Below are 23,675 nucleotides of genomic sequence, written 5' to 3'. Positions count from 1 at the left end.
CCAGAGCTGAGATGGATCTCTCGCCTTTAGGGCCTAAGCTTTAAGGCCACGCGGCAGGCGCCACGCGATCGCAAGACCGCAGGCGCCGAAAGCGGCCATGAGCAAGAACGGCAGAGACGGCGCGACGCCGTAAAGCAGCCCGGCGGTCAGGGTGCCGCTGCCGATGACCAGGCCTGCGCTCAACTGGTAGGCGGCCTGAAGCCTCGCCGTATGACCTGCCTCGGCAACCGCGGCGAGCGCCATCATCACACCGAGATGGGTGGCGGCGAAAGTGAGCGCATGCAGGATCTGCAAGGCGAAGGCCCATGTGACGTCGGTCGCAAAGGCAAAGAGCGACCATCGCAGAAGCGCCCCCGTGGCACCCGCAATGAGGAAACGTCGTGCGCCCCAGCCGACGAAATGCCTTGCGAACCAGAACAACGCGATTTCGATGACGACGCCGAGCGACCATAGCGCTGCGATGACGATGTCGGAAAAGCCGAGCGAGCGCCAATAAAGGCTGCCGAAAGCGTAATAAGCGCCGTGACTGCCGGTCACGAGACTGGCCGCAGCGATGGTCAGGACGAGGCGCCGATCCCGCGGGACGCCGATCATGCCGCTGCCCTTGGCGAGCTTGGCGGCCCGCCCGACGAGCGGCAAAGACAGGGCGGCAAGAATCCCGAAAGCGAAGGCTGCGAGCTGCAGCCCGTAAACGGCATCGACCGAAACGCTCGAGATGATCTGCCCGGCGGCGAAATTCCCGACGATGAACGCGACCGATCCCCACAGCCGGATGCGCCCGTAATCATTGCCGTGCCGGCGCACGCCCGTGAGCGCCACGGCGTCCCCCAGAGGGATGAGCGCGTTCCAGAAGATGAGAGCGGCAGAGGAGATCAACAGCAGCGCCGCAGCACCTCCGACGAAGTTGAGCGCGAAGAAGACGATGGTCGCGACGCCGGCATAGAGTGCTGCGGCGACGCGCAGTTCGCCGAGACGATCGGCTGCCGCGGCAAGCGTCCCGCTCAAGACCGCACGCACGAGCAATGGCAAAGCAACGGCTACCCCGATCTGTCCGTCGGAGAGGCCTTGCGCTTCGAGCCAGACCGGGAAGAAAGGTAGATAAACGCCGAGCGCGAAGAAGACCGCAGCAAGGAACCCTGCGCTCTTCAGTCCGAAAAGGCGTCGTGCACGGCGCTTGCCGTCGTCATTAGCTCTTTCTAAGCTCTTCGGGTCCATCTTCGGACCCGTCAACGCGATTGCGTTCTGGAAGAGGAAGAGGCATGGCGCGCCTGATCGAAAAGGGCCTGACGGACATCGAATACGAGACGATGCTGTCGGCGCTGACCAGCACGTCCAAGGGACGCGCTTTCCTCGAGGAGTATGTGCGCCGTTCGCGTCGCACCGAAACCCGCTCGCTGATGACCGCGATGACGCGGCTTGCGACGAATGTCAGCACCCTGCGCACCCAGTTGAAGCCGAGCCAGATCGCGCGCGAATTGACCCGAATTGCAGGCGAGGTGCCGCCGGGACGGGCGCGCCAGGATCTGATGGTGCTCGCCGCGGGGCTGCACGATGCAGCGCCCGATGCGGCGGCGACCGCCGGACAGACCGCGGACATCCTTGAGCGACTGAAGCAGTTCCGCCCCTTCGGCACCGCTTCGGAGGAAAGCCGGGACGACCGCGACCGCGCCTCGGAGGAAAATCACTAAGCCGCCGAGCGATAGCGGGCGAGCGCCTGCGCCAGGACCGCGTCGTCGACATTGCCACCTGAAAGAACCAAAACGACGACCGTTCCGCGCACATCGACAGAGCCTGAAAGCAACGCCGCAAGCGCGAGCGCGCCACCGGGCTCCAGCACCAGCCGAAAACGCTCGTAAGCAAAGGCGATAGCATTAAGAGCCGCATCGTCGCTCACGGTGCGCGTTCCCGACAAACGCTCCCGATTGATGGTGAAGCCGATCGCCCCCGGCGCGGGCGCCAGCAGCGCATCGCAGACGGAGCCGCTGGTTCGCTCGTTGCTGACGATCTCGTCGGCGGCCAGAGACCGGCCATAATCGTCGAAGCCTTCTGGCTCCATGGCAAGGACGCGACAGTTCGGGGCACGCTCGGTGACCGCAAGCGACACGCCGGCGGCAAGTCCGCCCCCGCTGCAGGGCATCATGACGACGTCTGGGACAAGCCGCATATTGGCAAGTTCCGAAACGATCTCGAGCCCGATCGTTCCCTGCCCGGCGATGACCTTGGTGTCGTTGTAGGGGTGGATGAGGAACCCGCCCTCACGGCGAATGACATCGGCAAGCACTTCTTCGCGGTCTTCGCTGGCACGGTCATAGGTGATGATGCGGGCACCGGCCGCGCGCGTGCGATTGACCTTCACCACCGGTGCGTCTTCCGGCATGACGATTGTCGCCGGAACGCCAGCAAGGCGCGCGGCCTCCGCAACGCCCTGGGCGTGATTGCCCGACGAACAGGCGACCACACCACCAGCAGCGGCATCGCCCGCCGCCATCAGCGCATTATAGGCGCCGCGAAACTTGAAGGAGCCGGTCCGCTGCATGCATTCCGGTTTCAAGAAGACGCGGGCGGCGAATTGCTCCGACAAGGCTGGCGCAGCAATGAGAGGCGTGCGCATGGCTCGGCCTTGTAGGCGAGTGGCCGCAGCCTCGATATCGTTGAGAGAAACCGGCAGGGTCATGGATCGCCCTTAAGGCCTTTTTCGTCCTCTTTGAAGAGGTAGAAAAGTCTCGTATCCGCTATTCTGCAGCTTCAGGCAGCGAGCTGGCAGTCGGGCCCCTGTGCCTTGACGAGGTTCTCCCGGAATTCTTGCACACTCGCATCCCAGCTGAAGCGCGTCGCGTAAGCGCGCGCCGCCTCTCCCGAAAGATCCAGGCACTGAAGCGCCGCAGCCCGCAGATCCTGGCTCAAAGCCCCGATCTCCGGTTCCACGATCACATCGTTTGGGCCGGTGACGGGAAATGCCGCCACCGGCAAACCGGAGGCGAGCGCTTCGAGGAGGACGTTCCCGAACGTGTCCGTCAGGCTCGGAAAGACGAACACGTCGGCGGCCGCATAGGCACGGGCGAGGTCCTCGCCTTCCAGGGCTCCAAGGAAATGCACGTCCGGATGGCGCGCCTTCAGATCGGCGAGAGCCGGTCCGTCGCCGACCACAACCTTGGAACCCGGCAGATCGAGCGAGGTGAATGCCGCAAGGTTCTTTTCCACCGCAACACGTCCGACATTCAAAAACACCGGGCGCGGCAATCCGAGGTCGGCCCCTGGACGCGGATGGAAAAGATGCGAATCGACCCCGCGCGACCAGCGCATGAGATTGTGAAAGCCACGTGCAGTCAGCTCGGCCTCGAGAGAGGGGGTCGCGACCATGCAGCCGGCGGCGGCATTGTGGAACCAGCGCATCATCCCATAGAGCGCCCCGAGCGGAACGGGCGCTCGCGCACGCACATATTCGGGAAACTTGGTGTGATAGCTCGTCGTGAAGCGCTGTCCTGTCTTCAGACAATGGCGTCGCGCAAGGAAACCGAGAGGCCCCTCGGTGGCGATGTGAATGCAATCGGGGCGCGCCGCCTCGATCATCCGGCCGACGCGCGTCTTCGTCGTCACGGAAAGGCGGATGTCCGGATAGGTGGGCATCGGCAGCGTGGAAAAGCGTTCGGGCGCGATCACGGTGACCTCGTCCCCGCCCTCACTCAGAATGTCGACGACCCGCTTGAGCGAGCGCACAACCCCGTTGACCTGGGGGAACCAGGCGTCGGTTACGATGACAAGCCTCATCGGGTCATGCTCAGGCAGCAACCGGTGTGGGAGCGTGATGCGGCTCGTTCAACGTGGCGGCCCGCATCATTTCCGACCAGCGGATGATCTCCATCCGACCGTCATGATGTTCCGCAACCGCCGTGCAGCTTTCGACCCAGTCACCGCAATTCACGTATTTGACGCCATTGCTGTCGTCTCGAATGGCCGCGTGATGGATATGCCCGCACACGACCCCGTCGGCGCCCTGGCGTTGCGCTTCGGCCGAGAGTGCTTCTTCGAACGCACCGATGAAGTTCACGGCGTTCTTGACCTTCAGCTTCGCCCACGCCGACAGCGACCAGTAGGAAAAGCCGAGCGCGCGCCGCATCTGATTGACATAGGTGTTGACGCCGAGAGCCGTGACATAGGCCCAGTCACCCAGGAAGGCGAGCCATCTGGCGTGGCGTACGACAACGTCGAACTGGTCACCGTGAATGATCAGGAAGCGGCGCCCGTCGGCCGTCTCGTGGATGACGCTGTCGCACACTTCGATGCCACCGAAATGGCTGCCGAGATAGCCGCGCAAGAATTCGTCGTGGTTGCCCGGGATATAGACGAGTTTGGCGCCCTTCCGGCCCTTGCGCAGAAGCTTCTGCACCACGTCGTTGTGGTGCTGGGGCCAGTACCAGCCTCGGCGCAGGCGCCAGCCATCGACGATATCTCCCACGAGATAGATCGTCTCGGCGTCATGCACCTTCAGAAACTCCAACAAGAGCTCGGCCTGGCATCCTCGCGTGCCGAGATGAATGTCGGACAGAAACAATGTCCGGAAATGATTTGGCGGAGCCATCGCCGTGCTTCCCATGTCTTTCAGGCATGAAAAACCCGATTCAGGTATCAGTTGTGTGACATTGGTCGACGCAAAGCTGCGGCAGGGCGTCCCGCGCTGGAATGAAGAGCCGCCTCCCCTAGGAAACGACAACAAAGACAGGAGAACGTCATGGATCTCGGCATCGAAGGACGCACAGCCGTCGTATGCGCCTCAAGCCGCGGGCTGGGCAAAGGCTGTGCGGAAGCACTCGCCAAAGCCGGCTGCCGGCTCGTGATCAACGCGCGCAACGAGGCAAGCCTGGAGGAAGCGGCAAGCGATCTCCGCCGTTTGGGCGCGGACGTCACCACGGTCGCCGCCGATATCAGCAGCCGCGAGGGACAGGAACGTGTCCTTGCTGCGGCAAAAGCGGTGGATATCTTGATCAACAACAATGGCGGCCCGCCCCGGCGCGGCTTCCGCGAGTTGACCCGCGACGACATGCTCAAGGGCGTCACCCAGAACATGGTGACCCCGATCGAACTCATTCAGGCCGTCGCCGACGGCATGGTCGAACGCGGCTTCGGGCGGATCGTCAACATCACCTCCCTGTCGGTGCTGATGCCGATCCCGGGGCTCGACCTTTCCTCCGGCGCCCGTGCTGGTTTGACGGCCTTCCTCGCCGGTGTCTGCCGCGAATTTGCCTCCCACAACGTCACCGTCAACAACATCCTGCCTGGCAAGATGGACACGGACCGGCTTCGCGCGGGACTTTCCTGGCAGGCGAAAAAGGCTGGGATCAGCGAAGACGAAGCAGCAAAGCGCGAGGCTGCCGCAATTCCCGCAGGGCGCTTTGGAACGCCGGAAGAATTCGGCCAGCTCGCGGCGTTCCTCTGTTCGGCAAATGCCGGCTACATCACCGGGCAGAATTTCCGGGTCGACGGAGGTCTCCTCCCGACCGCCTTTTGAGCCCCGAAACGCACAGTCGAACGCTGCGAGGCATTTCGGGCGGATGGAGGCATACCGGCAAAAGCTGCGCTTTGATCTGCCGCAGCAACGAAAAAGGGGCCGGTCACCCGGCCCCTTCCGAATCCCAGGACTCCGACGAAGTCTCAGTATTTGGCGACGATCGGCTCTTCTGCGCGCGGGCCGCCGAACTTCATCTTCAAAGCCGCCGACAGGATGTGCACGGAGCCATCCGAAGTGCCGCTGAAAGGTCCGTTGGAGAGCGGGCCCCCGGCGGCCGCCGAAACGAGGTCCGTGTCATCGGCCATGATGTAGGAATAGCCGACGTCGAAGGAGAACCGCTCGGTCGCCTGGTAGCTCGCACCAGCGGAGAACCACCAGCGATCGTTGTCCGGCAGGCGGAAGGAGCGGTTGGCATTGTCGTTCGGCGACAATTCACGTGCCACGCCGGCTCGCACCGTCAGGTCCGGATTGACGTCATATTCGCCACCGAGGGCGAAATACCAGCTGTCTTCGTACTCGAAACCGAGCGGGATCTCCGCCGGCGCGCCGCTCAACGTGACGGTCTCGAAACGGCTCCAGTTCGCCCATTCGATGCCGGCCGTCAGCCGGAAACCGTCCATGATACGCTGACGCAGACCCACGCTCACTTTGTCCGGCAGATCGAAGCCGTCCGCTTCGACATTGAACGTGCCGATCTGGGTGACGAGTGGGCCCTCGATATCGTGATCGATGCGGGAGCGGTAACCGATACCAATCTCCGTACCATCCATCGGTTTGATCTGGATACCGGCGGTGACACCAAAACCAATATCGTCAGCATCGTCGAGAGCCGAGACGCCGAAGACAGGAAGAGCCTGCCCGGTCAGGCGGACATTGGCGTATTCCACGACGGCGCCGACGGCGACGGTGAGGTAATCATTGAACTGGTAGGCAACGACCGGGTTGGCTGCCATCGTAAAGACTTCGGTCGTGCCCGCGATACCGCTGCTGCGAATGAGCGAGTTGTAATCGTATTTCGTCGCAAGCCCGAAGGGCGCATTGATGCCGAGGCCGAGGATGACGTTGTCGTTCACCCGGTAGCCATAATAAGAAGCGGGCACCGCCGCGTTCTCGGCAATATCCCCTTCGTTCTGCGGGAATGGCGAGAGAACATCGACCTCCGACCGCGGCGCGATATAGGAAATCACGCTCTCGCTCTGGAAGCCCATTACGGCGCTCAAGGTCGCCGGGTTCCAGAACATCGAAGACAGGCTGCCGCCGGCGGCCATGCCTGCAAAGGCCATACCCTGGCCATAAGCACTCTGCTCACGCAGCGCGAATGCGCCCGCATGCGCCATGCTGGTCGTCGTCACCGCGACGAGTGCGGCGACGGCCACGCTATGGCCAAGATGCCTCTTCAGATTGTGCATTCGCTCCCTCCCCCGATTCGTATGGCTCATATGTGGCGGCACTAAGCCATGCGTCTTTAGGACAAGCAATCGCGGAACGCTGACACCCGACGTGCTCAGCGTCTTCGGTAAGCGATTGTGACAAAACCGCCACAATTGCCGTCGCGTAAGTCTAGTGAAGCAATATTTCTTCGAGTTCGGCGCGTTGAGCTCGCACATCTCTACGCTTCACCCAGAAGCGCCACACACATACAACTCGGGTCAGACAAGCCAGAAGTGCGCCGGCAAAGCGGCGCGCGGAATGCCTCACCGCGAGTGAGCGAATAACTTTCTCCCGATTGTCCGCTCGGCAGGACAGAGATGCGCTCTGTCGCCGCAAGGCGCATCGGCATGCTTTGGGAGGGCACTATCTCCGCCCTACATTGAGAACCGTTCTCAGTTTCCGTCATCACCGATGACGCTGGTTGGCGCCACTCCTCCCCCCTGGTTGGGCGCCTCGTCAATTTTCGGAGGTCACATTGACCCATCATCGCTTTTTCGGCCGGCTGGTTCCTGTGGAACTGGCGGCCGCTATCGTTCTCACGGCCGCAGCGTGCTTCAGCTTCGTCGGCCACTCCCACGCGGCCGAAGTTCCTGGGCCACTTGTGGAGGTCGACTGGCTCAAAGCCAATCTGGACCAGCCAGATCTCGTCATTCTCGATACGAGGGGCCAGGCGGACGGATCGGATCCTTACGCGGAAGGCCACATTCCGGGCGCCGTCAACGCACCCTATCCCGGTGGCTGGCGTGCGACGCGGGACGGCGTTCCCGGGCAGCTTCCGGAGCTTTCAGCTCTCGAAAAACATATCGGCAGTCTCGGTATCTCCGGCGACGAAACCGTCGTCATCGTTCCATCTGCCTCGAGCTCTAGCGAATTCGGCGGTGCCACGCGCATCTATTGGACGCTCAAGCTCGCCGGGCTCGATCATCTGGCCATTCTGAATGGCGGATACCGCGCCTGGAATGCCGACCCGAGCACCACGCTTGAGACGGACCAGCCCGATGTCGTCGCGGCCGACTTCAAGGCCAATCTGCGGCCGGAACTGCTTGTCTCGAGCGATGACGTCCGTTCGCATCTCGATGACGGCTCGACCGTTCTCCTCGATGGACGTCCGCCCGAACAGTTCAAGGGCAAGGAAAAGCACCCGGCGGCGAAGCGCTTCGGCCACCTCCCGGGCGCCATCAATCTCGACCAGTCGGTCTTCTTCGATCCAGCAACTGGCAAGCTCGTTCCGCAGACGGTCGCCGCATCGCTGCTGCCGGAGGCCGCGGCGCAGTCGAAGGCCGAGGTGGTGAGCTATTGCAACACCGGCCACTGGGCATCGATGAACTGGTTCGTTCTGTCGGAAGTTCTCGGCCACAAGAACGTGACGCTCTACGATGATTCCATGGTGGGTTGGACGGAAAATCCCGACAATCCGGTCGAGAGCGAGCGCAGCCGCCTCGACGACATCAAGGCCTGGTGGAACGGCAACGGCTGACCCCACCATCTCCCGTCTACGTCACAACCTGAGAGATTGAATGTCCGTCTCAGCTGAAACGGCGCGAGCGAGCGGAGCGCCCGCGTCCGCTGCCGAAATCGTCGCCGCGATCGACCGCTCCGCCCTCGCCTTCGCGGCCGCCGCCCTCCTCCTCGGCACGCTGATCATCGGCTACGAGGTCTCACCGAAGATGGCCTCGCTGTTCTTGATCGGCGCAGGCCTTGGCGCGGCGCTCCTTCATGGCGCCTTCGGCTTCACCGCCGGATGGCGCAATTGCGTGACCAAGAGCGATGGGCGCGGGCTCCGAGCCCAGCTCTGGGTGATTGCCTTCACGGCGCTCTTATTCATCCCCTTGATCAACGGGATGGTGCCTGGTTTGACCGTCCAGGGCGCGATCGCACCGGTCGGCACCTCGCTCATCGTCGGCTCATTCCTCTTCGGTCTCGGCATGCAGCTCGCCAATGGCTGCGGGTCGGGCACGCTTTTCACCCTCGGCGGCGGCTCGGGGCGGATGCTGATCACGCTCGTCGCGTTCATCATCGGCTCGGTCGTCGGCTCTATTCAGCTCCCCTGGTGGCTCGACCAGCCGGGCTTCGATCCGGTCAATCTCGCCGAGTTTTTGACCGTACCGGGCGCGATCGTCGCGATCTTCGTAGGTCTGGCGCTTGTCGGCGCCCTCACCTTCGCCATGGAAAAGCGGGCGAACTTCATGGCCCCCGCCAGGAAGCCCGGGCATTTCTGGCGCGGACCCTGGCCGCTTCTGTGGGCCGGTGGCGCACTCGTCGTACTCAACCTTCTGACGCTCCTCATCGCCGGCCATCCCTGGACGATCACTTATGGTTTCGCTCTGTGGGGCGCGAAGGCGGCGCAGGCGATCGGCATCGACATGTCGGCTTATGAGTTCTGGCAGTGGCCGAAAGGCGATCAGGCGCTGCACACTTCGCTTCTCGCCGATGTCACGTCGGTGATGAATATCGGTCTCGTGCTCGGCGCAATGGCGGCTGCGGCTCTTGCAGGGTCTTTCGCCAAGGCGCCTCTCCCGAGTGCGAAATCCGCGCTTGCCGCCGTCATCGGTGGGCTCTTGATGGGCTACGGCGCCCGCCTCGGCTTCGGCTGCAACATCGGAGCCTTCCTCGGCGGCATCGCCTCGGGCTCGCTGCATGGCTGGATCTGGTTCGCCTCGGCTTTCCTCGGCACCCTGATCGGCATTCGGCTGCGGCCGGCTTTCGGTCTGGCGAATTGAGGCGGTGATGGCGCGTTATCTTCTTTTCGGCTTCGTCACGCTCGGGCTGCTGCTCGTTCTTGCCGACCATCTCCTGTCGCCCCCTCTTAGTCAGAGCGGCACCAGCGACGTCGTGGCCTGCGCCCCTTGCGGCGCTCCCTGCCCTTCGACGCGATAAATCAGCGGCGGGCGGCGAGAAGCGCCGCCTCGCTCACTTCCGACCAGGGTTGCATCCGTGCCCGTGCGGAGCGGTAACTGTCGACGATCTCACCCGACACGCCACCGTCCTCGGCAAGGTCATCGAAGACCTCGTCGGACGCTTGCCGCGCGGCGCTCAGAAAATCGTCCGGGAAACGTCTGAGCACGACACCCTTGTCTTGCTTGAGCTGCTCGAGAGCTCGAGCATTCTCCCACTCGGCCTCGCCCAGGCCGCGGATATTCTCCACCGCGAGGACATGGCGCACGACGGCCTTGAGATCGTCCGGCAATGTCTGCCAGGCGGAGATCGAGACGAGGCCCTCACCGGTACCATTCGGCTCGTGAAAGCCGGGCCAGTAATAATTCTTGGCAACCTGCCAGAATCCCATGGCAAGATCCGACCAGGGCCCAAGAAACTCCGTCGCGTCGATCGTACCCGATTGCAGTGCCGGCAGGATCTCCGATGCCGGCAGCGACACGGGCGTCGCCCCAAGCCGGCGCGCGACCTCGCCACCGAGGCCCGGCATGCGGATCTTGAGGCCTTTGAAATCGTCGAGCGAGTTGATCTCGCGCCGATACCAGCCGCCCATCTGAAAGCCGGTGTTTCCTGCCATGAACGGCTTCACCCCGAAAGGACGATAGAGCTTGTCCCACAGCGCCTGGCCGCCGCCATGGTCGATCCAGGTGATATGCTCCAACGGCGTGAGGCCGAAAGGTGCCGCTGTAAAGACGGGAGCGACGTTCGCTTTGCCGGCCCAGAACAAAGAAGCGGTGTGCGCCATTTCCGCAGTGCCTTCAGACACCGCATCGAAGACAGCAAGTGCCGGGACGATCTCGCCGGCGGCATGCACCTGCACGACCATGCGCCCGCCGGACGCGATCTCGATATCGCGCGCGATCCGTTCCGCCGAAACGCCGGGACCCGGCAGGTTCTTCGGCCACGACGTGACCATCGACCATTCGATACGACTTTGCGCGATCGCCGGCCGGGCGAGTGCGCCGGCACCTGCAGCCACCACCCCTCCGGCAAGAAGGCTGCGCCGGCTCAGGGCGTTGCCAGAGCTCATCCGTTCCTCCATTGCCGGTAGAAATGGTGAACCGGTCCATGTCCTTTCCCGACCTCCAGGAGGTCCGCATTGATAATGGCGTTGTGGACATAGGCCTTGGCGGCATCGACCGCCTCCGGCAGGCCGAGCCCATTGGCAAGTCCGGCCGCGATGGCCGATGACAACGTGCAGCCCGTGCCGTGCGTATTCTTGGTTTCGATGCGCGGCGCGCTGAACCAATGGGCCGCGTCGTCGACCCACAACAGATCCGCGGCTTCGTCGCCATTGCCATGCCCGCCTTTGAGAAGGACAGCCCCGGCGCCGAAATCTGCAAGCGCCTTCGCCTGTCGCAGCATGGCGTCGGCATCTTGCGCGAGTTCCTCGTCGAGAAGGCGCGCCGCTTCCATCAGATTGGGCGTGATCACGGCGGCAAGCGGGAAAAGTCTCTCGCGCAGGCTCGTGACCGCCTCATCGGCGATGAGCGGATCGCCGGAAGCGGCAACCATTACCGGGTCGAGCACGACGGGGCCGGGCTCCCAACGCGTCAGACCCTCGGCCACCGTCTCGATGACCTCAGGCTTCGAAAGCATGCCGATCTTGGTCGCCCCGACCGCAAGATCGGAGAAGACCGCATCGATCTCGGCCGCCACGAAATCCGCGGGCACGTCATGAATGGCTCTCACACCACACGTGTTCTGGGCGACCAGCGCCGTGATCACCGTCGCGCCGTAGACGCCGAGCGCGGAAAAAGTCTTGAGGTCGGCCTGGATGCCGGCGCCGCTCGTCGGGTCCGTTCCTGCGATCGAAAGTGCGATGGCAGTCATTGTGTGTCCTTCGCTGTACGAATGTGTTCCAGAAGCGTCCGGGCGGCGGCTTGTGGGTCGTCGGCGCCCATGATGGCAGATACGACGGCAACGCCCTCGGCCCCGGCAGCGATGCATTCCGCGGCATTGGCAGTGCCGATCCCCCCGATGGCGACGGAGCGAAGCCCGACGGCTCGCGTGACCGCGGCGAGACCCTTCAGCCCGATGGCAGCCCCGGCATTGGGCTTGGTGGCCGTCGTGTAGACCGGCCCGACCCCGATATAATCGGCGCCGGCGAGAGCGTCTCGGGACGCCTCGTGTTCCGACGCATTGCCGACGGAAATGCCCAGGATCCGTTCCTCGCCGATCAGCCGCCTTGCATCGGCGCCATCCATATCACTCTGGCCGAGATGCACACCGTCAGCCTCGGCCGCGAGGGCCACATCGATGCGGTCATTGACGATGAGCGGCACGCCCGTGGGCTGCAGCAAGGCCTTGAGCCGGCGCGCAATGGCAACGAGCTCGCGCGTGCCGGCATCGGGATCGCGCAGCTGCACCAGCGTCACGCCGCCTTCAACGGCCGCAGCGACCGTCTCGAAGAAATCGCGCGAACCGCAGAGCTTCGGATCGGTGACGAGGTAAAGCGAGAGATCGAAGGGATGGCGCATCATTCGGCCTCCCCGCTTCCGGCTCCGATAGCGCAATGGGCAGCAAGAAGATCCTTGTCCATGCGGAAAAGCGCGTCGCAAAGCTCTGCCGGCAGATGCCCGGGCCCGTTGTCGCATCGCTCCCCGGCGATCCGCCCCGCGGCAGCATAAACGGCGAGCCCAGCGGTGGCCGCTGCAAGTGGCGGCCGCACGGCCGAGAAAGCGGCGACGCAGGCAGACAGTGCACAGCCGAGGGCGGTTGAGCGCGGCATGAGCGCATGCCCGCCGGTGACCGAAACCACCTCTTCCCCATCCGTCGCGTAATCGGTCGTGCCGGTGACGGCGACGACACTTCCCGATGTCCGCGCCAGCGCCTTCGCCGCCTCGACCGCCTGGTCGGACCCGGCCAGAGAATCGACACCCTTGCCGAGTGCGCCGGCCTCGCCTGCAAGGCTCATGATCTCGCTCGCATTGCCGCGCACGATCGTCGGCCGCAGCGACAAAAGCGTGCTCGCGGCCTCGCTTCGATAAGGCGTCGCGCCCGTCGCCACCGGGTCGAGCACCCAGGGCTTCTGCTGCTCCCCCATCGCCTCGGCCGCCTTTTTCATGGCGCGCAGCCAGGCAGGCGACAACGTTCCGATATTGACGACGAGCGCATCCGCGAGCTTGGCGAAATCGCCGACCTCTTCCTCGGCATGCACCATAGCCGGCGATGCCCCGAGTGCGAGGAGCGCGTTGGCGGAGACGCTCATCGAAACGAAATTGGTGATGTTTTGGACGAGAGGCTGGCGCGCCCGGAGATCCGTCAGCGCCACAAAAACCTCGTCGATCGTCATAGCCATTGAATTCTCCCACTTCGGACCCGGCCCGAAGCGGAAGCAAATGAACGACGAGGATTTCTCGGCATCATCCCATCCCTCCGCCGGTGTTAACCGGATCAGGTTCGAGGGGTTGGCCGGATCGCCTCTCAGCCGCCCGCAGATTGCAGCGGCACCCCCTGAGACGCCTCCCGATCTAGTGGTCTGTGAGGCGCTTTGCAAGCATCGGCGGCTTGGCACTTGCCGGGACCGGACAGTTGCGGTTTTCTCCGCGCCAAGGAGACAGCCCATGACCCCGTTTTTCGTACTTATCAAATGCCAGCTCGGCCAGGCCTACCAGGTCGCCACCGCCTTGGCCGATGCCGAGATCGCATCCGAAATCTATTCCACAGCAGGCGATTACGACCTTCTGGCGAAATTCTACCTGAACCCAGACGATGACATCGGCCGCTTCGTTCAGGAGAAAGTGCACGTCATCGAGGGCATCCAGGACACAAAAACGATTCCCACCTTCAAGGCATTCTGAGGCTCATCCGCCTCAACCCTGCGGCGTCGACAACTTGCGCATCTTTCGCCGCTCCAGCCCCAATTGGTGCTCGCGGTAGATGATGAAGATGCCGGCAGCGATGACGACCGCGCCGCCCACGGCGACGTTCATTCCCGGGATCTCATTGAAGAGCAGATAGCCGGCGATCGTGCCCCAAATCATCGAGGCGTACTCGAAAGGCGCAATCGTCGACGTCTCGGCATGACGATAGGCGGCCGTCAGGGTGATCTGCCCCAGGCCGCCGAAGAGCCCGCAGAGGGTCAGAAGGATCATCTCTTCCCTATCGGGCATGACCCATCCGAACGGGATGGTCAGAAGCGCCACCACCGTGCACGTCACCGAAAAATAGAAGACGATGGCGGAGGTCGATTCCGTCGCCGTCATCTTCCGGATGAGGATCGCGACCACCGCCGTCAGCACCATGGAGCCGAGCGCGCAGAGCGAACCGACGAACTCGCGTCCGCCGAGTTCACCGCTCGACAGAAGGTCGAAGCGTGGCCACAGCACGATCATGATGCCGACGAAACCGACCGCCACGGCGGTCGAACGATAAATGCGCACCGTTTCGTGAAGGATCACTGCGCCTAAGACGACGATCATCAAAGGCGCGCCATAGCTGATCGCCATGGATTCGGGCAGCGGCAAACGCTGGACGCCGGCAAACCACAGCATCATCGTCGTCACCCCGATGAGGCCGCGACGGGCATGGCTCCAGGGATCCTTGGTGCGCACCGCCTCTTTGAGCTTGTTCTGCCAGGCGAGCATGCCGAGAAGCGGAACGAGCGCAAAGGCGGAGCGAAAGAACACGATCTCCCCGGTCGGCACGCGCTCGCCGACGAGCTTGATGCATGAAAGCATGAGCGCGAAAGCAATGGTCGAGCTGACCTTGAGAATGATGGCACGGGTCGCTGTGGTCACGATGGGCCACCGCCTCGGCTCTGCCGCGCTCTACGCCGGCAGTCCGCTTCGTCTTTGGTCACCCTAGCCTCGTTGTCCGGGGAGCGCCGCCTTCGCGGCTTGAATGGCATTCCACACCCGCAGCGGTGTCGCCGGCAGGTCGAGATGGCGGATCCCGTACTCTCGATAAAGCGCATCGACAACGGCATTCATGACCGCGGGCGTCGCCCCGATCGTTCCCGCCTCGCCGGCACCTTTGATGCCCAAAGCATTGTGCGTGGAAGGCACGTTGCGCGTCTCGAAATGGAAGGAGACAGTGTCCCAGGCGCGCGGCATGGCATAGTCGCTGAAGCTTGCCGTCAGAAGCTGCCCGTCTTCGTCATAGACCGTGTTCTCCAGAAGCACCTGGCCGATGCTCTGCACCACACCGCCATGCACCTGGCCCTCGAGCAGCATGGGATTCACGGTGACCCCAAAATCATCAACGATGGTGTAGCGTTCGATGCGTGCGCTGCCCGTCTCCGGATCGATCTCCAATTCGCAGACATGCGTGCCGTTGGGGTAAGTGGCTTCCGCCTGCTTGAATTCCCCGACGGCGGCCACCTTCTCCCGGTCGCCCGCTTGCGCCGCGAGATCGGCGAAGGAAATCGTCCGGTCGGTCCCGACGATCCGCGCCTCTCCGGCGGCAAGCTCGATATCGCCCGCAGCCGCTTCCAGCGCATCGGCCGCCAGATCCTTGAGCTTTTCCGCAAGATTGTCCGATGCGATCCGCACGGACGGACCGCCGAGCGGGATGGAACGTGAGCCGCCCGTGCCGCCGCCGGTCTCCAGCGCATCGGTATCGCCCTGATGCACCCGGATCTGATCGAGATCGAGGCCGAGCCGCTCGGCCACGAACTGGGCATAGGCCGTGCGGTGTCCCTGCCCGCTCGCCTGCGTGCCGATGAAGAGCGCCACATGGCCGTCGTCTTCGAGAACGACCTTCGCCGGTTCGGAGCCGGCGAAGGCGCAGGCCTCGACATAGCTCGCCATCCCGATGCCCCTGAGCCGCCCGCGCGCCTTGCTCTCTGCAGCTCGCGCCTCGAATCCGAGACGGTCCGACATCTCCAGCGCCCGTTCCAGATGCCCGGCAAATTCGCCTGTATCATACAACCGCCCGGTGACAGTCTCGTAGGGCAATTGCTCCGGCCGAATGAAGTTGCGCCGCCGGATTTCCTCGGGAGCGAGACCGGCCACCCGGGCAGCCTCGTCGATCAGCCGCTCCAAGAGAAACGCCGCTTCGGGGCGCCCAGCACCACGATAAGCATCGACCGGCACAGTGTTCGAATAAACGCCTTTGACGCTCACATGGGCGATGTCGATATCGTAAAGGCCGGTCGTCATCGAAATCCCGACCCACGGAATGTATGGCCCGAACTGCGAGAGATAGGCGCCCATATTGGCTGTGAGATCGACCTTCATGGCGAGGATGCGGCCGTCTCGATCAAGCGCCATGGCCGCCTCCGCGAGGTTGTCGCGGCCTTGCACATCCGACTGAAAATGCTCGTTGCGGTCGCAGACCCAGCGCACCGGTTGTCCGAGCACTGAGGCCGCTTTGGCAGCGAGCGGATATTCCCGGTAGGCGAACATTTTGGGGCCGAAGCCGCCGCCGACCTCCGGCGTGACGACACGAAAGCGCGACGGGTCCACCTGCATCGCTTTGGAGATCGCCTTGCGCATGCCATGCACGCCCTGCGAGCCGACCGTCAGCGTCCAGCGTTCCTGCTCCAGGTCGTATTCGGCAACGATCGCACGAGGCTCGATATAGTTGCAGACGAGGCGGTTGTTGACGAGGCTGAGCCGCGCGACCTTGTCGGCCTTGGCGAAAGCCGCCTCCGTCGCCGCCGCATCTCCCACCTCATACTCGAAGGCAAGATTCGTCCGGTGCTCGGGCCAGACGAGGGGCGTATCCGCCTCAAGCAGCCGATCGGTGCCGATCGCGACAGGCAGAGGCTCGTAGTCGATTTCGATCAGTTCCGCCGCCGCGCGCGCATTCTCGATTGTATCGGCAACAACGAAAGCGACAGCATCACCGACATGCCGGACCACGCCATCGCAAAGAACCGGCACCTCGGCCTTGCGCATTTCGCCCTTGACCGGCCCGGATCCGAGACAGGGCATGGCGGCCATGTCGGCGACATCCGCCGCTGTCCACACGAGCTTCACGCCATCCGCCTTTTGCGCCTCACCAATACGCGGCGCCTCGAAGCGAGCATGCGCGAGCGGCGAACGCAGGACGAAGGCGGCAAGCGTGCCGGCCGGCTTCACGTCGGTCGTATAGCGGCCCTCACCACGAATGAGAGCCTCATCCTCGACACGGCGCACCCGCGCGCCCATGCCAAACTTTGGCGGTGCCATATCGGTCATTAGCGCAATTATCCGTCATGAAAGCAGGTGAGACAGGCGCGAGCGGGGAAGCTGCGCCGATGAAGCAAAAACCGCACACAGCTTGACGGAGAATGTGACGAAGCGTCAATAGACAGCCATGGATGGAACGGGCCGGTTCGGCGAAACATCTGCCGGACTGACGAAGCGCTTTCAGGCTCTGCCTGGAAATCTCCGCGGTGCCGCCTGGATCATCGTCGCCACCGTTCTCTTCACCATCATGATGACGCTGATCAAGCTCATCGGCACGAGGCTGCCGGTCGCTGAAATCCTGGTCGTGCGTCAGTCGGTGATGTTTCTCGCCGCTCTGCCGCTCATCATCCGGGGCTTTCCGGCTTCGTTGACGACCCGGCGCCCTCTCCTTCACGCGGGACGCATCCTGTTCGCCGTCATCGCCATGTTCTGCGGCTTCACAGCGGTTGTTCATCTGCCGCTCGCAGATGCAACGGCGATCGCTTTCGCCAAGAGCTTTTTCATCCCGCTCTTTGCCATCGTCATCCTCAAAGAGGCGGTCGGACCCCGCCGCTGGGGTGCGATCATCGTCGGCTTTATCGGCGTCATGGTGATGCTCAACCCGACCGGCGCAGGTATCGACGGCTACGGTCTTCTCGCCGTGGCGGGCGCCGCGTCGGCTGCCCTCGTCATGGTGATCATTCGGCTCTTGTCGCGCTCGGATCTCGCGATCACCATCCTCGCCTACCAGACGGTTTTCGTGGGTGTTTTGCTGACACCGCTCGCAATCTGGCAATGGGTGTGGCCGAGCTGGACGGAATTCGGCCTGCTCGTTGCCATCGGTCTAGTCTCAGTCACCGCGCAAAGCTGTAACATACAGGCATTTCGAGCCGGCGAAGCGACCGTGCTGGCGGCGCTCGATTACGCGCGCCTGCTTTGGGCAACGATCCTCGGCATCCTGATCTTCAGCGAGGTCCCGGCCATGCGCACCTTCATCGGCGCCGGCATCGTCATCGCGGCCGCCCTTTACACCATCCATCGCGAAGCAAGACGCGGTCAGAGGCTCGCACGTTCGCCGGCCGGCCGCGGCTACACGAACTGAGCGACAACGACGGTCTGAGTGGCAAGTCTCTGAGAAACATAGGATTGCCGGCTTAGAAAGCTCCCCGCCCAGCGGCGGAACTTGCGCTCTCTCCCACCCGTTTCGTGCCAGTCCTTCGGAGGCACGATGGTCGACACGCTTCAGGAACGAGCCGAATTGTGCGGGCTCAACTACATCTGCGCGGACAATCTCACGATAGAGCGCCGCCGCAGCGGGCGTGGCTTCACCTATAAGCGTAACGGCAAGACCATCCGCGACCCTCGGCTGCGCCAGCGCCTCATCGATCTGGTCATCCCGCCCGCCTGGACCTCGGTCTGCATCGCGGAGGACCCGCACGCGCATCTGCAAGCCGTCGGGCGCGACCAGGAGGGTCGCCTGCAATACCGCTATCACGAGGATTGGACGGAGGTCCGCAACGCCATCAAAGCCGAGCGTCTCCTACGCTTCGGTCGCGCTTTGCCGAAAATCCGCGAGCGTATCACCCGCGATCTCGACCGCCGCCGCATAGACCGACGTTACTCTGCGGCGGTGGCGGCGCGGCTCGTCGACCGAGCCCTGTTACGGTCGGGTCATCGTAGCGAGCCGGCCGGCGACGAAGGAGCCCGGGGTGCCACCACCCTTTTGAAGAAGGATGTGCGGCTCAACGGCCGCACCGTGACACTCGATTTCGTCGGCAAATCGGGAAAGAAAATCCACAAGGTGATCCCCGACGCCCATCTTCCGTCACGCCTTCGCAAGCTCAAGGCAATCGGCAAGCGCCGTCTCTTCGCCTACCGGGAAAGCGACGGAAGCCGCGCCTATTTGAACGCCCGGGACTTGAATCAATATCTGAAGAACGCTGCCGGAGCGCAGGTGACGTCGAAGGATTTCCGAACCTTCGCCGCGAGCGCAGCAGCGCTCGAACTCTTCCTCGCAAGCGAGAAGCCGGCGAGTGACGCTGCGCGCAAGCGCGCAATCGCCTCCGTGATGCGCGAGGTCAGCGACAAGCTCGCCAATACGATGGCGGTATGCCGTTCGAGCTACGTGCACCCTCTGGTCGTCCAAGCCTTCCAGGAGGAGCGTCTCAAGGCCGACCTGCTGCGCGGACCACACCGCGCGCATCTGTCGGCGGCGGAAACCGGTCTCATGCGGTTCTTGGAGGGCGAAGAGGCCCTCATGAAGCGGGAACACCAATCGGAGACCAGACGTTGAATCTTCCGAGAAACAAGGAGATACGCCGATGACAGATGCGCCGATCGAGGAGTTCTTCGATCTCATCGAAGACGTGACCGTCTGCATGCTGACGAGCCGCGACGGCGGCGAACTGCGCTCCCGTCCGATGGGCTTCGATGTCGACAAATCGACCCACGAATTCCATCTCTTGACGCGAAAATCGTCCCATAAGGCGGATGAGCTTGCGGCTCATCCCGAGGTCAACTTGTCTTTCGCGCGGCCGGGGCGGAAAGAGTATGTCTCGGTTTCAGGACAGGCTTATCTCACCACCGACAAGCGTCTCATCGATGCGGTATGGTTTGACGATGCCGAAAGCTGGTTCCCTGGCGGCAAGGAAGACCCGGATGTCGCCGTCATTCGCGTGGTGCCGTCGAGCGGGGAATATTGGGAAGGTTTCAACGCCTTGCAGCGACGATGGAATCTGATCAAGGCCAAGCAGTCGGGCGAAGAGCCGCGCCTTGGAGAAAACCGCAAAGTCGCCCTTTAGACTTCACGCCAGATGATCGTAAGATAAAAAAAGGCCGCTCGATCCGAGCGGCCTTTTTTCGTTATCGTGAAAGATCAACTGAAGCTGCGCGTGATCACTGTTGTGGCCATGGGGTCGGAGCCGTAGGTCTCCCCCTCTTCCAAGGCGAGGAGTTCGGCCAGACGCGTGCGCGCGCGGCTGACCCGGCTTTTGATCGTACCGACCGCACAATCGCAGATCTCGGAAGCTTCCTCGTAGGAGAAACCGGATGCACCCACGAGCACCAGCGCTTCACGCTGGTCGTCAGGCAGCTGCGACAGCGCCTCGTTGAAGTCTCGAAGGTCCATATGCCCGTTCTGGGCCGGCTGCGAGGCCAGCTTTGCGGCATAGGCGCCTTCCGCGTCTTCCACCTCTCGACCCTTCTTGCGCACCTGCGAATAGAATTCGTTGCGCAAGATGGTGAAAAGCCAGGCGCGCAGATTGGTGCCTTCCTGGAATGTATGGAATTTGGCCCACGCCTTCATGAGCGTCTCTTGGACGAGGTCGTCCGCACGCTCGCCATTGCCGCAAAGAGAGACGGCAAAAGCACGAAGATTGGGAATTGCTGACAGGAGCTCCTGTCGAAGAGCCTCGGATACGGCCATATGGGCGCGGCCTAACTGCGACGGTTTTTGGTTGAGGATTCTTCCAGCTGCTCCAGGAGATCAAGGAAGCGCTGCGGAACCGGCTCGTTCACCACGTCATCGTAAACGGCGCGAAGGTGCTTCCCGATCTGAGACTGAACCAGAGGGTGCATTCCATTTTCGCGGCCGTTGCTGTCCGCCAACATCATATCCTCCTGCGAGCGACCGCTCCCCTCCCGGTCAGATTGATCCATGTCACTTCAACTCCGTCACGAGGTTTAATTCGGATGCTCGGTTTTTGTTCCGGCAAAGCAGTTTCCGGTACGAAACGCCACATCCGACGCCACGGCCAGATGCAAAGGTGCCGGAGGGCCCGGTCGCATCCCATGGGAACGCGACATCAACCACAGTCTTGAACCTGTAAGGCATTTACCATGATTAAGGTTAGCAGGCCGTTTATAGCCTCGGCTTCCACGACTTCAGGCCGGTTGTCAAACACAAATGCGGCCGAATTTGGCGCTGCAGCAAAGGCATCTGGCCGCAAGGAAGAAACTGTCAGCGTGCGAAATCGCAGGGCTTAACGCCCGAACCACAGGGCAATCGCGCCCAGAGCGACGATCGCCAACACCGTCCCCCAGATAAGGACATGGCGGTTGGTGTTTCTCTCCTCCGCCTGCGTCACTTCGACTTCGTTATTTTCGTCATCCCGGGGCATGAGCGCTCCTGAAAAGTGCCGTGGGTTGCAAAGGGGCCGAGGTCTCTCTCCGTCTGCACCCTTTGATTTTGCGCAAAACTAGTGATTGCGGAGGGCGTCGATGAGCTCGGATTTGTCCATCTTCGAGCGCCCATCGATGCCGAGTTCCTGCGCACGAGCGTAAAGATCGTCCTTGCTCCATTCCTCATAGGGCGGATTCGTCCCGCCTTTCTTGGAGGGATGCATGGACGGATTGGCGCGCGCATTGGCGATCCGAGCGGCTTTTTCCTTGGACTCGCCGCGATCGCGTAAATCCTCATAGAGCTTGTCATCTTTGATCTGGTTGCCGTGATTCTTCGCCATGGCTCTGCTCGCGTTGCCATTCGAGGACACAACGGCGAAGGCGCCCATGCGTTGCGAAAGAAATGTGACAACGTGCACCGGGACGCCAAGGAACCCGCGGTGCCCGGCGACCATTCCTCAGAAAGCTGCAACCCACAGGGAGATAACAATGAAACGCGACTGGATACGCGACCTGGCGGAGCGCACAGGCTTTCCCAAGATCAGCATCTACCTGCCGATGGAGATGCGCAGCGCCGAAACCCTGCAAAATCCGACGCGCCTCAAAAACGCGCTGGCAGAAGCGCGGCGCAATCTGCAGGCGGCCAACGAAACCAAGGATGTCGACGCGCTCCTGCGGCCGGCGGAGGAACGGCTGGAAGATTTCGACTTTTGGCAGCACCAGGACCAGTCGCTAGCCGTCTTAATCGACGAGAGCGGCACGCAATGGATCAAGCTGCCGGGCGAGGTTGAAGAGCTCTCGCTCGTGGGCGAGCGATTTTATCTCCGCCCGCTCATCCGCATCTTCTCATCCGCCGGCCACGGCTACCTTCTGTGTGTCACGCGCGACGACGTGCAGTTCTATAAGGTACGCAAGCACGATCTGCGCCCTGTCGACGTGCCGAACATGCCGAAAAGCCTCGCCAAATTCCGCGGCATGACGGATTTCGACGGCAATGTCGGCTTCCATTCCAATGCCTCCGGCGGCCAACAGGGCGGTTCGGCCGGTGTGCCGCAATACCATTCGCTTGGGCCGAGCCCGGAAGATTACAACGAGGTCGAGCTTGAGGAATTTCTGGGACAGATCGCCAAAGCGGTCGATCACAAGCTGGGAGGGGCCGGTGCGCCGCTGGTGATCGCGGCCGAGCCACGCACCTTGGGTCACCTGCAGAACAAGTTGCACTACAAGGGGGTCTCGGAGGACAACCTCAAGGTCGATCCGGCCTCCAAGAGCGAGCCCGAATTGCACCAGGCTTCCTGGTCCTTGATGCAGAAGGAAGTCGAGGGCGATCGGCGCGATGCGCTGGAGCGTCTCAAGGCACGCCTCAAGGACAAGAGCTCCGATGGTGCGCTGCGCGATATCAACGAGATCGCACGAGCTTCCATCGAAGGACGGCTGGAAGCCGTCTTCATCGCCCGGTCCGCTCATCTGTGGGGTACCTACAATTCCGACGAGCATGCCGTGCATGTCGTCGAAGAACCGGGGCCTGGCCAGTCCGACCTCATCGATTTCGTGGCCGTGAGAGCTCTCCAGGCAGGCGGATCGATCTACAGCATGGAAGGCGAAACAGCGGACACGCTCGGGCCGGTTGCCGCGTTGACGCGCTACTGAGCCGGAGCATCCTTCGCGACATCTCCCGCGGGCGCCAACACGGCTAGCCCGCGGGGGTACTGCCGGATTTTGAGCGGCGGTTTGAGTGTCACCACTTCCCCGTCGACAGATGCTCTCGCCTCGGCACGCTGCATGGAAATCGTCACTCTTTGAGACCGTCGCATCGACAGGATCGGATTGTCGCTCATGCGCCCCAGTGCGAAAGCTGCGGCGAGCTCCAAAAGGTCGGTCCATTTGCGTGAGGTCGCGAAATAGATGCCGAGCGTCTCGGCGCAGGGATCATCGGCATAAGGCAGATGCCCGTCTCCCAGAGGTCCGTTGCTGACGACGAGGGCCGCGGTCTCCACGTCGATCTCTTCATTGGCGAGCGATAGGCGCGCACGGATGATGGGCGGCCGCCGTAAAGCGAGACGCAAAGCCTTTGCGCTCGCCATGAGCTTGCCGAAACGCGAGCCGTAATCGAGTTCCTGGCGCAGCCGGATCATCTTCGGATGCAGCCCGAGCGTCACGTGGTGCACGAACAGCCGCCCGTTCACATCGGCGATGTCGACGCGAGAGACTTCGCCCGCAGCAAGCGCCCTCGCCGCTTCGTGCATGTCGAGCGGGACACCCAAGGCCCGGGCGAAAAGGTTCATCGTGCCAAGCGGCAAGATGCCGAGCACTTTACCGTGCTCATAGGCTTGTGAGGCGGCAAACGAGACGCTGCCGTCTCCACCACCGACGATGACCGTGTCGTAATCGTCATTGGCAAAGGCCGCCTCGATGGCGGCAATCGCCTCCTTGCCCGCCTTCCAATGAAGGCTGACATCGTGCCCGGCCTCTCGGAAAATATCGGCGATCTCTTCGCCGGCGGACGGCTCGCACGTGCGCAAGGTCCCTGAATCGCTATTGAGAACCAGCGCCACCCTCATGGATCCGCTGGACAACCCAGGCGTTTG

General features: G+C 62.8%; 26 protein-coding genes and 1 riboswitch. Of the genes, 10 read left to right on the top strand and 16 right to left on the bottom strand.

The features are described 5' to 3' along the window. Positions 1-33: 33 nt before the first annotated feature. Complete coding sequence (locus J2R99_RS13225) at positions 34-1,230, bottom strand: MFS transporter (protein WP_307154913.1); 1,197 nt, start codon at positions 1,228-1,230, stop codon at positions 34-36. 29 nt (positions 1,231-1,259) lie between these two features. Between J2R99_RS13225 and J2R99_RS13220 the strand changes: the two genes are divergently transcribed. Beyond that, positions 1,260-1,688 (top strand): hypothetical protein, encoded by a 429-nt coding sequence (locus J2R99_RS13220; protein WP_307154912.1) that lies wholly within the window; start codon positions 1,260-1,262, stop codon positions 1,686-1,688. On the opposite strand, the gene J2R99_RS13215 is transcribed toward J2R99_RS13220, so the two are convergent. The 3 genes from J2R99_RS13215 to J2R99_RS13205 form a co-directional block, all read right to left on the bottom strand. Continuing rightward, entirely contained in the window at positions 1,685-2,611 is a 927-nt protein-coding gene (locus J2R99_RS13215) for a threonine ammonia-lyase (protein ID WP_307154911.1), read from the bottom strand. The two genes, J2R99_RS13220 and J2R99_RS13215, sit on opposite strands and share 4 nt — an antisense overlap. Before the next feature lie 134 nt (positions 2,612-2,745). Further along, positions 2,746-3,768, bottom strand: coding sequence for a glycosyltransferase family 4 protein (locus tag J2R99_RS13210; RefSeq protein WP_307154910.1), 1,023 nt, complete (start codon positions 3,766-3,768; stop codon positions 2,746-2,748). Between the two features lie 10 nt (positions 3,769-3,778). After that, entirely contained in the window at positions 3,779-4,579 is an 801-nt protein-coding gene (locus tag J2R99_RS13205) for a UDP-2,3-diacylglucosamine diphosphatase (protein ID WP_307154909.1), read from the bottom strand. Positions 4,580-4,729: 150 nt separating this feature from the next. On the opposite strand from J2R99_RS13205, the gene J2R99_RS13200 reads away from it, so the two are divergent. Then, a complete protein-coding gene (locus tag J2R99_RS13200; RefSeq protein WP_307154908.1) occupies positions 4,730-5,506 on the top strand; it encodes an SDR family oxidoreductase in 777 nt (258 codons plus the stop codon). Between the two features lie 143 nt (positions 5,507-5,649). Here J2R99_RS13200 and J2R99_RS13195 read toward each other — a convergent pair whose 3' ends face one another. Further along, complete coding sequence (locus J2R99_RS13195) at positions 5,650-6,915, bottom strand: OmpP1/FadL family transporter (RefSeq protein ID WP_307154907.1); 1,266 nt, start codon at positions 6,913-6,915, stop codon at positions 5,650-5,652. Positions 6,916-7,412: 497 nt separating this feature from the next. On the opposite strand from J2R99_RS13195, the gene J2R99_RS13190 reads away from it, so the two are divergent. The 3 genes from J2R99_RS13190 to J2R99_RS13180 are packed head-to-tail and all read left to right on the top strand — an operon-like array spanning position 7,413 to position 9,814. After that, entirely contained in the window at positions 7,413-8,414 is a 1,002-nt protein-coding gene (locus J2R99_RS13190) for a sulfurtransferase (RefSeq protein WP_307154906.1), read from the top strand. A 40-nt stretch (positions 8,415-8,454) separates the two neighbouring features. Continuing rightward, positions 8,455-9,657, top strand: a complete 1,203-nt coding sequence (locus J2R99_RS13185; protein ID WP_307154905.1) for a YeeE/YedE family protein — start codon at positions 8,455-8,457, stop codon at positions 9,655-9,657. 7 nt (positions 9,658-9,664) lie between these two features. Further along, positions 9,665-9,814, top strand: coding sequence for a hypothetical protein (locus J2R99_RS13180; protein WP_307154904.1), 150 nt, complete (start codon positions 9,665-9,667; stop codon positions 9,812-9,814). A 1-nt stretch (position 9,815) separates the two neighbouring features. On the opposite strand, the gene J2R99_RS13175 is transcribed toward J2R99_RS13180, so the two are convergent. The 4 genes from J2R99_RS13175 to thiM are packed head-to-tail and all read right to left on the bottom strand — an operon-like array spanning position 9,816 to position 13,172. Continuing rightward, positions 9,816-10,901, bottom strand: a complete 1,086-nt coding sequence (locus J2R99_RS13175; protein ID WP_307154903.1) for a TRAP transporter substrate-binding protein — start codon at positions 10,899-10,901, stop codon at positions 9,816-9,818. After that, positions 10,898-11,704 carry a bifunctional hydroxymethylpyrimidine kinase/phosphomethylpyrimidine kinase gene (thiD, locus tag J2R99_RS13170; protein ID WP_307154902.1) on the bottom strand — a complete coding sequence of 269 codons (807 nt, stop codon included), beginning with the start codon at positions 11,702-11,704 and terminating at the stop codon, positions 10,898-10,900. Before thiD ends, J2R99_RS13175 begins: the two co-directional genes overlap by 4 nt. Next, entirely contained in the window at positions 11,701-12,354 is a 654-nt protein-coding gene (thiE, locus tag J2R99_RS13165; protein WP_370872368.1) for a thiamine phosphate synthase, read from the bottom strand. Before thiE ends, thiD begins: the two co-directional genes overlap by 4 nt. Further along, entirely contained in the window at positions 12,351-13,172 is an 822-nt protein-coding gene (gene thiM / locus J2R99_RS13160; protein WP_307154901.1) for a hydroxyethylthiazole kinase, read from the bottom strand. Before thiM ends, thiE begins: the two co-directional genes overlap by 4 nt. Positions 13,173-13,227: 55 nt before the next feature. Beyond that, a riboswitch (TPP riboswitch) is annotated at positions 13,228-13,338 on the bottom strand. A gap of 99 nt (positions 13,339-13,437) precedes the next feature. Between thiM and J2R99_RS13155 the strand changes: the two genes are divergently transcribed. Next, positions 13,438-13,674, top strand: a complete 237-nt coding sequence (locus J2R99_RS13155) for an Lrp/AsnC ligand binding domain-containing protein (protein WP_092811211.1) — start codon at positions 13,438-13,440, stop codon at positions 13,672-13,674. Between the two features lie 12 nt (positions 13,675-13,686). Here the strand turns inward: J2R99_RS13155 and J2R99_RS13150 are convergent, their stop codons facing one another. Both J2R99_RS13150 and J2R99_RS13145 read right to left on the bottom strand, forming a co-directional pair. Then, entirely contained in the window at positions 13,687-14,613 is a 927-nt protein-coding gene (locus J2R99_RS13150) for a DMT family transporter (protein WP_307154900.1), read from the bottom strand. 63 nt (positions 14,614-14,676) lie between these two features. Next, positions 14,677-16,998 carry a xanthine dehydrogenase family protein molybdopterin-binding subunit gene (locus J2R99_RS13145; RefSeq protein WP_307154899.1) on the bottom strand — a complete coding sequence of 774 codons (2,322 nt, stop codon included), beginning with the start codon at positions 16,996-16,998 and terminating at the stop codon, positions 14,677-14,679. A gap of 118 nt (positions 16,999-17,116) precedes the next feature. Here J2R99_RS13145 and J2R99_RS13140 point away from each other — a divergent pair, with 118 nt between their 5' ends. The 3 genes from J2R99_RS13140 to J2R99_RS13130 all read left to right on the top strand — a co-directional run bounded on the left by J2R99_RS13140 (position 17,117) and on the right by J2R99_RS13130 (position 19,769). Next, positions 17,117-18,070: a DMT family transporter gene (locus J2R99_RS13140; protein WP_307154898.1), complete on the top strand. Its 954-nt coding sequence runs from the start codon at positions 17,117-17,119 to the stop codon at positions 18,068-18,070. A gap of 126 nt (positions 18,071-18,196) precedes the next feature. Beyond that, a complete protein-coding gene (locus J2R99_RS13135) occupies positions 18,197-19,261 on the top strand; it encodes a DNA topoisomerase IB (protein WP_307154897.1) in 1,065 nt (354 codons plus the stop codon). 28 nt (positions 19,262-19,289) lie between these two features. After that, complete coding sequence (locus J2R99_RS13130) at positions 19,290-19,769, top strand: pyridoxamine 5'-phosphate oxidase family protein (protein ID WP_307154896.1); 480 nt, start codon at positions 19,290-19,292, stop codon at positions 19,767-19,769. Positions 19,770-19,843: 74 nt separating this feature from the next. Here the strand turns inward: J2R99_RS13130 and J2R99_RS13125 are convergent, their stop codons facing one another. From J2R99_RS13125 to J2R99_RS13110, 4 genes are all read right to left on the bottom strand, one after another. Beyond that, positions 19,844-20,392: a sigma-70 family RNA polymerase sigma factor gene (locus J2R99_RS13125; protein ID WP_092811201.1), complete on the bottom strand. Its 549-nt coding sequence runs from the start codon at positions 20,390-20,392 to the stop codon at positions 19,844-19,846. 11 nt (positions 20,393-20,403) lie between these two features. Next, entirely contained in the window at positions 20,404-20,625 is a 222-nt protein-coding gene (locus tag J2R99_RS13120; protein WP_307154895.1) for a NepR family anti-sigma factor, read from the bottom strand. Positions 20,626-20,948: 323 nt separating this feature from the next. Further along, the gene (locus J2R99_RS13115; RefSeq protein ID WP_307154894.1) at positions 20,949-21,086 is read right to left on the bottom strand and encodes a hypothetical protein; all 138 of its coding nucleotides are present in this window, start codon (positions 21,084-21,086) and stop codon (positions 20,949-20,951) included. 78 nt (positions 21,087-21,164) lie between these two features. Next, entirely contained in the window at positions 21,165-21,428 is a 264-nt protein-coding gene (locus J2R99_RS13110; RefSeq protein WP_307154893.1) for a DUF7218 family protein, read from the bottom strand. 148 nt (positions 21,429-21,576) lie between these two features. Here J2R99_RS13110 and J2R99_RS13105 point away from each other — a divergent pair, with 148 nt between their 5' ends. Further along, a complete protein-coding gene (locus tag J2R99_RS13105; RefSeq protein ID WP_307154892.1) occupies positions 21,577-22,737 on the top strand; it encodes a baeRF3 domain-containing protein in 1,161 nt (386 codons plus the stop codon). Here the strand turns inward: J2R99_RS13105 and J2R99_RS13100 are convergent. After that, positions 22,731-23,642: a diacylglycerol/lipid kinase family protein gene (locus J2R99_RS13100; protein WP_307154891.1), complete on the bottom strand. Its 912-nt coding sequence runs from the start codon at positions 23,640-23,642 to the stop codon at positions 22,731-22,733. The genes J2R99_RS13105 and J2R99_RS13100 overlap by 7 nt on opposite strands. Positions 23,643-23,675: the final 33 nt, after the last annotated feature.

This window comes from Rhodopseudomonas julia (assembly GCF_030813515.1).
Lineage (GTDB): Bacteria > Pseudomonadota > Alphaproteobacteria > Rhizobiales > Afifellaceae > Afifella > Afifella julia.
Note: the sequence above shows the minus strand (reverse complement) of the source record. Positions and strands in the feature narration are given on the sequence as shown.